The sequence below is a fragment of the Microvirgula curvata genome (assembly GCF_054781615.1).
The window spans coordinates 40,155-49,137 of record NZ_BAAGUB010000025.1; the positions used below are offsets into that span (position 1 = coordinate 40,155).

Here is an 8,983-nt window from a genome sequence, read left to right on the forward strand (position 1 = left end):
GGAAACTGTTGCCGGCGACCTGCTTGTGGCATGCTCGCTGCCGGGTATTCCATCTGGAAGGTTGCCATGACGATTTCGCTTGCTTACGCCTGCCTGCTGACGCTGGTCTATCTGCTGCTGTCATGCAATGTGTCGCGACAGCGTCGCCGCTGTCTCGTCAGTCTGGGTGACGGCGACCAGCCGCCGCTGCGTGCCGCGATGCGGGCACATGGCAATTTTGCCGAATACGTGCCGCTGGCCCTGCTGCTGCTGGCACTGGATGAAGCGGCGGGCGTGTCGGCGCCGTGGCTGCATGCCGTGGGCGCCATGCTGCTGGCCGGGCGCATACTGCACCCGTTCGGCATTGCCATGCCGGCCCCGAATCCACCGCGCGTGCTGGGCATCCTGCTGACCTGGCTGGCGCTGCTGCTGGCTGCACTGCTCGGGTTGATGCGCGTGTTTGCCTGAGGTGCATACCGGCCAGGCAAATCGGGCTTGCGCCTGCCAACGGGTTGCCTACAACAAGCAGTATTAACTATCTGACTTGATGGATCCGGGGGGAGAGGCACATGGAAACGTTGTCCCTGTCGTCGATACAGGCGGTTGTGATCGCCAACCTGCTGCCGATTGCGTGGAAGCTGATCGGGGCGCTGCTGCTGTGGTGGATTGGCGGTTTCGTCATCAGGGGACTGCGTGCGGCTTTTGCGCGGATGATGACAGTGCGGAAGATCGACACCACGCTGGCGCGTTATCTTGAAGCATCCTTCAACGTATTCCTGAAACTGCTGCTGTTCATTGCCGTGCTGTCGGTGCTCGGCATCGCGACCACCACCTTCGCGGCCGTACTGGCGGCGGCCGGCCTGGCCATTGGCGTGGCCTGGTCCGGCCTGCTGGCCAACTTTGCCGCCGGGCTGTTCCTGATGGTGCTGCGGCCGTTGCGTGAATACCACCCAACTCACATACTAATTGAACCCTAGCAATATAATTCGGGTGCCTAGAATAAGTATTAATCCGAATTTATTATACTTAATATACTTTTTAAATTTGCGATAGCAATTTTGGCAACATCGTGGCATCACTTATGCGTTTGTCATTAACTTCCATTGCTCGAATTTCCAGCGTCTGAGCATCCACTCCCGGATGCAGCTTGCACCATTGCGGTGGTAGTCAGCTCCATACCTTTTCACCTTCACTCGCCATCGCCCATCATCTTGATGCTGGTGCTATCCACTAGGAGATACAGACAATTCTGCTTTCTTTTCTCTGGAATACGTACCTGCAGGTCGTTCTGGCGGCGGGAGTGCATGCTGAAATTGGGGATGACCGAGTTCAGTCCAGGCAGACGCTCCATGCTTTTGGCGTAGCGGCAGGCCAAAGAGACATTTGATGGTTTGGTTCTTGGGAAGGAGTAGTTTGCTCATGCAGTCATCCTACCGGACGGGCTCAAGCCCTGGTTTATGCAGCAAAGTCAATAATCGGTGCCATTGCCACGCCTAGCCGCGCAACGCTTTCAGTGCCGCATATTGTGCGGGAGCCAAAAGCCATTCACCTGTTCGCAATCTCAAGGCTTTACTTTGATATACTTCGATCTCCGGAAACAGCTTGGGCAATTCTTCAATGAGGATCCGTATAGCCTCCTTAGCATCCTCTGTAACGGTGAATTCTTCGGCCTTCTTTATCGCCACTAACCCTTCGACGCTTGGCTGTGCAGCTAGCATGGCAGAGAGGTCCAATGGTTTTCGTTCTGTTGCCTTCAGGACTTGTTTTTTTAACTCGCGCATCGCAGCTTCAAGTAAGCTGTTGCGCTGTCGCAGGTCATCAATATAACGGCGAGTTTTGTAGTCTAGACTGTCTGCTGGGTAGCGTTTCGTGTCTGAAAGTTTCGATGCTGGTTCACTTTGTCCTAATCGCCAAGCAAATGAAAGCTCGCGTTTTCTGGCATCAATGTAGGCCTTGTGCTTCGCATTGTTGAGGATGCTTTGGACCTTCGGGCCGCCATACAGTTGAACAGCGACTTTCCCAACCTGACTGTATGTCAGAGTGCCGTTAGCTGCGACGATAGCATCGCAGGCGCCCTTGATTTTTTCTAATGCCTGTACAAATTTTGCTCCAGCTTCATCCCGAAGCGACGCGAACAGGGCATCTGCAGTTGGTTCTGCTTGCATTCTTACTTCCCTCCCTTAGAACCCGATGTGTAACCCTCTTCAGGAAGCCACTGTGAGGCTTTGTATTTATCGATCTCCGCCCAGTTGTCCTCGGCCAGCTTGGCCGCAAGGTTTCGCAAAATGCCTTGTGACTCGGGCGCCAAATGTAACGCGTCGCCTGCTTCAAGCGCCATACCGACAACTGAAACACCTCCCGCCAATACATCAAGAGCATCTGACAACATTAAAGCAGCTTTCCGGCGTTGTTTGGCATCAGGGATTGTTAGCAGTAAGTCCTTTACGTTTTCGTGAACCAACAACCGATCAACGAACTCTCGCAACTTGTGTTCGGCAAGCTCGCTAATAGCTCGTCGACCACCCAGCAATTCAGACTGGCTGATGATTTCTTTCACCAAGGAATATTCCGAGCCATGTGGGTCAAGTGCCGCAGACATGGACACAGCATCGTCTGAGCCATACAGAGCTAGTGGTGAACGATGTCCGCCTTTACCTGACAGCCGATCCCAAACTGGCATGAGCTCCTGGGACTCTCGGAACATTTCGTAACGGTTGTACCATTCAAGGACTAAAGGTTCGATCTTCCGATCAATCCGCTCCAGTTCAGCTTGGATCGTAGTAAGCTCCTGCTTGTCACAGCCAGTTACCTTGCCTTCAAAAACCTTCATTTCCAATTCGGCGCGATCATCCCACAGGCGTTTCCGGTGCCGACCAAGCTCCCGTAACTGAAGCATAATAGAATTGGCGGCTAGCATTTGCGGGACTAAAAAAGCTGGGCTAGTCATAAAGAACCGGCAATTACCACAGGATTCCGGGCCGCCAGGCACTTCGACAATTGTACGTTTGGTCCATTTGCCTTCTTCAATGACCTTGATACCTCCTTCAGAACAAAGTGCACCGGGGCATACCCCTCCGTTCACATAGCGCCACGCACCCTTAAATTCAAAGGAAAACGCTTGATCGGCCTGCATGTCCAGATCAAATCGCTGGTTTTTCACCAATAGCCCGGTGACTGTTGGCCCCTGTTTCTCCAGCACTTGCTCAAATCTCTGGATTGCGCCTGGTTCACTAAAGCAGTCTAAAATTTTCTGCCGAAGCTTCAAGGGCTGGAATTTAGCATAATGCAACGTCATTACAAGAGCCATATGCCCCGCGATGAATTCACTGACAATGTGTGCAGGTACTCCCATTTCGAGCAAGTTGGTAATGCCGGCAACACGTAAGCTATGTATGTCATACACACATCTGCGTAATGATTCGGCTCTACCAAGTTGAATCATACTGTCGCGATTTCGAACTTGAGTTGTTAGACCAAGGCTATCTTTGTCATAACCTCTGGCAATAAGCCGATCTTCGGTTTCTGCGGCAAGGGCATGGAACAAAGCAAACAGCTTTTGTTTTGAGATCGGCACATACACCGACTCGGTGTAATTGCGAGTTGCTGGTGATATTAGGTCTCGAAAGATAGGGCAGAATACCGGTAACGCTTTAATCGTGTCCTCGCCAAAATCTTCATCGTCATCGGAAAAATTAACTGGCAACGGGTTAGGGTCATAGGCCTCCATCCATATGATTTGCTCCTTGATTAATTGGTACACAAGCCCAAGCTGGCGTCCCTGCTTTTGCAGCCGCTCATCGGAAGACTGCAAGAGTTCCTTACCATCCGGCCAGGGAATGGCATAACCCGTTCTCTGCTCAGGGTTCCATATCTGAGTTTTATTTGTGCTGACAAATAAGCCAATGTGATCGGAGTTACCTCCGAGCAAACTATCTAGAGGCTGTAAAACCCCGCTGGGTCTTCCGTACATCTGGGCATGAGTTTTTCCGTTGGCATAATGATATTCTCGAAGGGGATGATCGTTTTCACACCACTGGCTTATTGCAATATTCCACCGTTCGGTATCCATTAGCCCTTGATCTAGCCAACGAGCTTGCTTACTTCGCAAAGGAATCAAAAGAAGAATAGCCATACATCTTGCACGGGCGGGGTGCCAGACCATCTCGTACTGCTTGGTAGCGCAGTTGTACCGTTCAGCAGTATCGACTGGAAATCGCTCTTTTACCCAAGTGTACTGTGGGACACCGTGCTCATCGCAGTCCAGTAAAGTTTCAAGCATCGAGGCCAGGAGATATGGCGGGATGAGCCGCCGAAATGTTTTTCCAAGTGGTGTCTTTCTCTTTACATTTCGAAAAGGATTAGAGATGCCAAAAAAAGGATTGCTTTGAATAACCATATCAAATTCTGGCAAAGGGCGGAGGGCATTAATCACGACCTTGTAGAATCGGCCCGCACCGTTCCAACCAGTTCGCTTGCCAGTCGCAGTTTGCCTCTGCACGTATGCATGAAATGTAGTTTCGTCTTCAGAATTGAGTGGGTTAATAAGGTGACGAGTCTCGATAATCCATGGATTGGCAAACCCCTGTTCCTTGGCCCAGTCAAACAAGTACTTAGTTGCTTCGCGTATGCCACTTCGGGTTAGCTTCGCATGTTTACTGAAGACCTCCATTGCGAAAGCCCAATCTGGTAGGCCCTCCTGGCGAAGGTTATCAGGTGTGCGCAATAAATCAGCCTCTTCTTTGAGGTGAATCTTTCTGCGATTATTAATTTCACCGAGAGGAAACACATCACTACTAGGGTGCTCTGTTTGATAGCGCTGAATGGCTATGGAGAAACCCTTAACCATCGACCCAGAAAGCCTTGTTGTGCTTGGGCTGTACTGACGGCATAATGAAATTGAAAAATCTCTTGGGCTTTTTATGCTGGATGAGCAAATTAATCTAAAAAACAATTTGCGAGACCAGCTGTGATCGAAAGGTAGGTACTTCGCCAAGCTCCCCCACCATTTTCGCTCATACAAAATTTGGCTGTGATTGATCGAATACCATGCGACGGGATACAATAAATAGCCTTCACGTATTAGAGTTGTGAGCGCCCATTTTGCGGCAATACGGAGGCCTTTTATATTACAATAATTAGCATTTAGGCTATTGCCATGATCGATAGAAAACTCCAATTGCGTCACAGGTATTGGCTCACATATTGAGCTCAATTGATGAATGGTTTTTCTTTTAAGCTCGACACTTTTGCCGGCAACAAACTGAGGTTCTGAAAATTCCACGATGGATCGTAAGCAACTGATGATATCCTCAATTGTGGATGCTTGGAACCAAGCTGGCCAGTCAACTCTGACCATCGCGCTAGGTGAATCCATCCTGCAACTAAATTCGCTAGTCAGGACTGCTTGATGCCCTTTGCTATTCAGTGCATCTCTATAAATTTCAGTGATAATACTGACAGCTTCTTTTTTGGTTCCAACTTTGCGCTGGAGCGCCTCAAAAGCTCTTGCATAATCAGGGTACCGATTTAGGTGCATGGGTACCATTGCATTAGCCCACTCTGCTAAAGGTTTTGTCCGAACCCCATATGATTTTAGCGAATGCCCAACGGCAGCACTATGCTTTTTTTTATTATCCTGAGATAGTAGAAGTGTTGCCATCGAGGTGAAAAAATCATCAAATGCGCTATTTGCCTCGAACTGCAATATATGGGCAAGTTGATCGGTGTTTTTATCTCCAGTCCAGATAGGGAGGTTCGACATATTAACTAAAATTTTTGATTTTGACCAAAATCCTTCATGGATCTCCGCTGCGGATATTGGTAGGAACGCGGTTTTTTTATTTCGACGGTCATTGTTGGCGTTTCTTAATTACCAAAGTTGAAAGGAGTAATAATTCATGTTGGCTGCAATTCCAGGATGTCGGAATTGTCAAGGGAGAAATTCCTTCTTCATTGATCGAGAGAGGGATGGGTTTCTTCATGACATTATAGGCAGCCATTAATATTTCCTTACGGATAGTCTCTGGTGCTGTTCGATAATAAACTTGTGTAGACTGAATCGAAGCATGATGAAGACATGCTTGTGCTTCCTCGATAGGTCTACGCAATACGCTCGCTAGGTAATACCCGTAAAAGTGTCGCAGAGAGTGGGAGCTATATCCATTGATACCGACTCGTTCAGTAGCACGAGCAAACATTTTATCGATTGCCGGCAAGGTCAAAGGCATGCCATAACCATCGGCATCAAGGCGGATGAATAGGAAGGGGTGGTAAGGCCAGTGCATTGGCTTGCTGTAGAAATGTCGCTCTACGTACTCTTCATAGACTCGCCAGAACATGACTCCCGCTGCTTCATGGAGCCAATGCACAAAATTGTTCTTATCATGACCGCTAAAAGTCATCCCCTTAAATCCAACATACAGACCACGGTCTCCCCTTCCGTACAGGCACCGTGGTTGAAGGTTCCGTAAGGGGTGACCAACAGGTAAATGCAGGTTGGCATGCTCTTGCCGTAGGAAGTCGCTTCGACTTCCTACGTGTGGGTTCCCGTCTTTACCCTCCCAGGTCGTGGTACCACATACCGGATCAGCAAGGACGATCCAGGCTGAACCGGTATCCCGGAACCTGCCGACTACATCCTGATGGAATAGATGTAGGGGTTCGCTGCGTCGTAGCCCTCCAAAGGCCATCAGTAGAAGCAGCATCTTGTCACGAGGTTCTTCCGTGTGTTCGATCAGGTCGATAATGAAATCTGCCGGAAATACCTTTTCTGGCCTGCGTCGGAATGATTGGCGGCGGTGTTCGCGAACCTGATAAGCGTGTACAGACTGCTCGGATGAACGCGAAGGGAATAGATGAATAAATGGATCGTACATTGAGCGGGCTTTAAACTCGATGTATCTTTCAAAGGCAGACTGGAACGTGACCTCAGCAGGGTTGAGTCTGGTTGCCTTGAAGAAGGTGGCCTGAAATGAGTCAAAATCTTCAATATGCCGAAGAGTGTTTTTTAATGTACGGGGTAAGACTGGGCGCCACCATAGATTTAACGGATCGCCCCCATCAGATTGGATCGTACCATGCAATTTGGCAGAACCAAAATCATAGATCAGGGCCCTGATTTGCTTCTCTGTAAGCTCATGATCTCCATATTTTCTTCTACAGAACTCATAGAGTTGGCATACAGCCTGAATTTTCTGTTGCAGGGTGGACTCTTGCTCACCTTGCATCAAAAGATAATGGATATAAGTGTTAATCACATAACCGGGCTGGCCATTTTCAAGAATGACTAATGGGAAGAGTCGTCCTGAATATTGGCTAGTGCGGACATAGACAACCTCGTGAAAGGCATTTTTTATACGATCGCAGGACATTTATGCGCTCAGCCTTTTCTTCGATTAAACCACCTTGGCTAAGAAGATATAGTATCTTTGTTAGTCATATGGAAGTAAGCGCTAAGTCAACCTTGGGCTTGCCCCATCCCTCCGGACAGATCTGATAGCATGATCATGCTTGGAGAGCGAAGCGATGACACGAAACAGAACGAACTCAAGCGCGAGGCGGCGTGGCTGGTTGAGCAGTGCGGCATCAACGTATCGCATCTGGGCAGGACTTGGGCCTGGACCTAGGCGTTTTACAGCGATGGCTGGGACAAATGTGTGGAGGCCAAGCCACTCAAGAGCGCGCAGCAGCAGGAGATCGCGCAGTTGCGCCAAGGTCAAGACCGAGTGGGACATACTAAAAAAAGCGGTCGGATACTTTGCCAAGGACCAGACATGAAGTATCCGTTCATCGCCCGACATCGGGCTGTCTGGTCGGTCAGCGAGCTATGCCGAGCGCTGGGCGTGGCGCGCAGTGGCCTCTATTAGTGGTATGGTCGCTCACTCAACGGTCGTCAGCGGGCCAATGAGTGAGTATCCACGAGAGCTTTCTGACCAGCGACCGGACGTACGATCGTCCTCGGGTATGGTGGGATCTGCGCGCTTGGGGCAAGCACGGCGGCAGGCATCGCGTAGCGCATCTCATGCGCCACGCAAACATCGTTGCCAGGGCCAAGTGTCGTCGCCATCCGTCCGACGCGGGACCCAGGTCAGCCCATGCCATTGCCGCCAATGTGCTAAATCGCGACTTTACTGCCAGTGCACCGAACCTGAGATGGGTGGCCGACTTTACCTACGTCTAGGCGACAGGAGATCAACTAAGTAAGATCAAGAAAATGCAAGGAAGCCACCGCTCCCTGTGCCTTTTGCCCTAGTCTAGCGGCATGAAGATCTCTGCCCTCCCGTTGCGCCTTGCCCTGCTCGCTGCCGCCGCGACAGCGCTGGCCTGGTTTGGCTGGCTGATGCTGCGCCAGCCGGCTGCGGCCGCCGTTGAAGACGTGCTGGTGTCCTGCGCCAGCCTGCGCCAGGGCTGTACCGTCGACGGCATGCGCATCGCCACCCTGTCGGCCCCCAGCGCCAACCAGCCGTTCGTGGTCGATATCGTTGCGCCGTCGCAACCGGTACTGCTGTTCGAAATGGCCGACATGGCCATGGGCGTCGCCCGCTTCACCCCGACCCGGCGCGCCGATGGCCACTGGCAGGCGCAGGTCGGTCTGCCGGTGTGCGTCAGCGGCTCCAGCGCCTGGCTGATGACGATCGAGGTCGGCGGCAAGCGCTATCAGTTTCCATTCTCAGCAGAATCCCGAGCGAAAAAATCGGCGTCCTAAGGCTGTCTGATGCGGGTCAAAGCTTCAGACATGGCAAGTGCATTACCCTGAGGCCATCTGAATTACCGCTGCGAGGGACCTGCATGATTGCCCGTCTGCTGGGATTGGCGGCACTGGTCCTGATGGCCTGTGCCCAGGCGTCATCTTACGAAGCACCGCTGCCACACGAACTGAGCACCGACGCCGACATGTGCCGCTGGCTGGACTGTCGCTCGGTGATGCCGGAAGCCGATGCATTCTCGCCGCGCAAGGGCCAGCCGCGCTACGTCGAAGCCTGGCGCACGGTCAACGGCGAACGGA

9 protein-coding genes are annotated in these 8,983 nt (G+C 51.3%); 5 read left to right on the forward strand and 4 right to left on the reverse strand.

The features are described 5' to 3' along the window. The first annotated feature begins 66 nt into the window (after nt 1–66). Together ACYVG8_RS10805 and ACYVG8_RS10810 are read left to right on the forward strand one after the other, a co-directional pair. Nucleotides 67–447 carry an MAPEG family protein gene (locus ACYVG8_RS10805; RefSeq protein ID WP_107890301.1) on the forward strand — a complete coding sequence of 127 codons (381 nt, stop codon included), beginning with the start codon at nt 67–69 and terminating at the stop codon, nt 445–447. A 101-nt stretch (nt 448–548) separates the two neighbouring features. Continuing rightward, nucleotides 549–956 carry a hypothetical protein gene (locus tag ACYVG8_RS10810; protein WP_460745785.1) on the forward strand — a complete coding sequence of 136 codons (408 nt, stop codon included), beginning with the start codon at nt 549–551 and terminating at the stop codon, nt 954–956. Between the two features lie 212 nt (nt 957–1,168). On the opposite strand, the gene ACYVG8_RS10815 is transcribed toward ACYVG8_RS10810, so the two are convergent. The 4 genes from ACYVG8_RS10815 to ACYVG8_RS10830 all read right to left on the reverse strand — a co-directional run bounded on the left by ACYVG8_RS10815 (nt 1,169) and on the right by ACYVG8_RS10830 (nt 7,349). Beyond that, nucleotides 1,169–1,330, reverse strand: coding sequence for a transposase (locus ACYVG8_RS10815; RefSeq protein WP_107889036.1), 162 nt, complete (start codon nt 1,328–1,330; stop codon nt 1,169–1,171). Between the two features lie 142 nt (nt 1,331–1,472). Further along, the gene (locus ACYVG8_RS10820) at nt 1,473–2,144 is read right to left on the reverse strand and encodes a hypothetical protein (RefSeq protein WP_159075959.1); all 672 of its coding nucleotides are present in this window, start codon (nt 2,142–2,144) and stop codon (nt 1,473–1,475) included. A 2-nt stretch (nt 2,145–2,146) separates the two neighbouring features. After that, nucleotides 2,147–5,740, reverse strand: a complete 3,594-nt coding sequence (locus ACYVG8_RS10825) for a VPA1269 family protein (protein WP_460745787.1) — start codon at nt 5,738–5,740, stop codon at nt 2,147–2,149. 88 nt (nt 5,741–5,828) lie between these two features. Continuing rightward, the gene (locus ACYVG8_RS10830) at nt 5,829–7,349 is read right to left on the reverse strand and encodes a site-specific integrase (RefSeq protein ID WP_107889039.1); all 1,521 of its coding nucleotides are present in this window, start codon (nt 7,347–7,349) and stop codon (nt 5,829–5,831) included. 536 nt (nt 7,350–7,885) lie between these two features. Here ACYVG8_RS10830 and ACYVG8_RS10835 point away from each other — a divergent pair. The 3 genes from ACYVG8_RS10835 to ACYVG8_RS10845 all read left to right on the forward strand — a co-directional run. Then, a complete protein-coding gene (locus tag ACYVG8_RS10835; protein ID WP_373280386.1) occupies nt 7,886–8,158 on the forward strand; it encodes an IS3 family transposase in 273 nt (90 codons plus the stop codon). 81 nt (nt 8,159–8,239) lie between these two features. Continuing rightward, complete coding sequence (locus ACYVG8_RS10840) at nt 8,240–8,683, forward strand: hypothetical protein (protein WP_159075960.1); 444 nt, start codon at nt 8,240–8,242, stop codon at nt 8,681–8,683. 83 nt (nt 8,684–8,766) lie between these two features. Next, nucleotides 8,767–8,983, forward strand: a 217-nt coding sequence (locus ACYVG8_RS10845) for a hypothetical protein (RefSeq protein ID WP_460745789.1), incomplete at its 3' end; no start/stop codon positions are given.

Excerpts from the sequence above, each read along its gene's own strand:
- ACYVG8_RS10840 (WP_159075960.1), top strand. The coding sequence starts at position 8,240 with ATGAAGATCTCTGCCCTCCCGTTGCGCCTTGCCCTGCTCGCTGCCGCC.
- ACYVG8_RS10805 (WP_107890301.1), top strand. The coding sequence starts at position 67 with ATGACGATTTCGCTTGCTTACGCCTGCCTGCTGACGCTGGTCTATCTG.
- ACYVG8_RS10825 (WP_460745787.1), bottom strand. The coding sequence starts at position 5,740 with ATGTCGAACCTCCCTATCTGGACTGGAGATAAAAACACCGATCAACTT.
- ACYVG8_RS10815 (WP_107889036.1), bottom strand. The coding sequence starts at position 1,330 with ATGGAGCGTCTGCCTGGACTGAACTCGGTCATCCCCAATTTCAGCATG.
- ACYVG8_RS10830 (WP_107889039.1), bottom strand. The coding sequence starts at position 7,349 with ATGTCCTGCGATCGTATAAAAAATGCCTTTCACGAGGTTGTCTATGTC.
- ACYVG8_RS10810 (WP_460745785.1), top strand. The coding sequence starts at position 549 with ATGGAAACGTTGTCCCTGTCGTCGATACAGGCGGTTGTGATCGCCAAC.
- ACYVG8_RS10820 (WP_159075959.1), bottom strand. The coding sequence starts at position 2,144 with ATGCAAGCAGAACCAACTGCAGATGCCCTGTTCGCGTCGCTTCGGGAT.